The organism is Microcoleus sp. Pol14D4 (assembly GCF_036701245.1).
Taxonomy (GTDB): domain Bacteria; phylum Cyanobacteriota; class Cyanobacteriia; order Cyanobacteriales; family Microcoleaceae; genus Microcoleus.
Genome location: NZ_JAUBQM010000203.1, coordinates 1 through 1,212, shown reverse-complemented (window position 1 = coordinate 1,212; position 1,212 = coordinate 1). Strand labels below are relative to the sequence as shown.

The following is a 1,212-nucleotide window of genomic DNA, read 5'->3' as shown; positions in this document are numbered from 1 at the left end:
TGGGTCATTACTCAAAACAATTTGAAGGAATATAGCTTCAGCTTATCACCCTTCTCTCAAGAATGAAATAGCCCTGCTAAAACTCCAGTCAATTACTGTATCAATCATTTCATCACCCAAGGAAAAGTATCGAAATTCAGAGAGACCTGCGACGCCAATAAAATAGGCTTGAAAACTATAAAATCTCTCACATTTATCATCAAAATTAAGTAGATTTTTCAATAATTCTTCTTTGAGATTTGGCTGGATGCGGTCTTGTCCCAACCAAAGCAATATCACTTCTTTCCACTGCGGTTCAAAAATGCGATAAATACCTTCATCTGGATTATGAGGAATGTGATTTAGGAAAAAATGCCAATCATCGATCGCCAAGGAAGCAAAATATTCCTGGAATGTAGGATGAAAGAATGCGTAAACAGATTCATCTGTTGCAGCTTCTCGATCTACCAAATTCAGCCAACCGAGATCCCAGGCTAATTTAAAAACCCTATCGCCCATTTGTTTTTCAATTAAACTCAGCGGCAACCGAAATCTAGCATCGCTATCCAATCCTGCTATAGACAAATGACCGAGGGCTTGATGTAATTCTTCTTGCAAAATTGGTTGAGTCGCCCAATCAATAACCGTTTGGGATGGTTTCCACTCATAGAAATAGCGGACAAAGTGTTGATATAGTTCTGCTTTGGTTTCTGGTAATTCGACTTGCTTATTTTTGCTGAATATTTGACACAGTAGAGATAAGCGAAGCGGATTTTTTACGAGTTGGCGGATGCGTTTTTTTTGCGGTTCTTGCAGCTTTTTCTGTAACTCCTGTCCCTGTTGAATATTTTTTGCTTCAGCAAACCACTGCTGAATAAAATCATCTACTTGCTCTTGTTTAAACTCCTGAGTTTTGTAAGTATCAAAGCCTGTGAGGGGATTTTTGAGACGGGCATCCCAAACATTGGTTCGACAGGTCAAAACAACCCGCACATTACCCAACCAATCAGTAAGCTGGTTTCTGATTTCTTCCAGGGACAAACAACTGTTCGCCCCTACAGCCATTTCATCAACACCATCGAGTAACAGCCACACCCCACCGTGACGCAACCGTTTCTGTAGAGATGTTTTGTGAGACTTCTCTACATCAATATCAGGTAACTGCTCAATAACCGCTGGTTGGAGTATCTGAGCTAAGTAGTCCCAGAACGCGAGCCAATAAACTTATTTCTC

At 40.4% G+C, this 1,212-nt stretch carries 1 protein-coding gene; it reads right to left on the bottom strand.

The genetic code is table 11. The annotated features are described in order from the left end of the window. Window positions 1-45: 45 nt before the first annotated feature. Window positions 46-1,089, bottom strand: coding sequence for a hypothetical protein (locus QUA33_RS28105; protein ID WP_333153060.1), 1,044 nt, complete (start codon window positions 1,087-1,089; stop codon window positions 46-48). Window positions 1,090-1,212 lie beyond the last annotated feature (123 nt).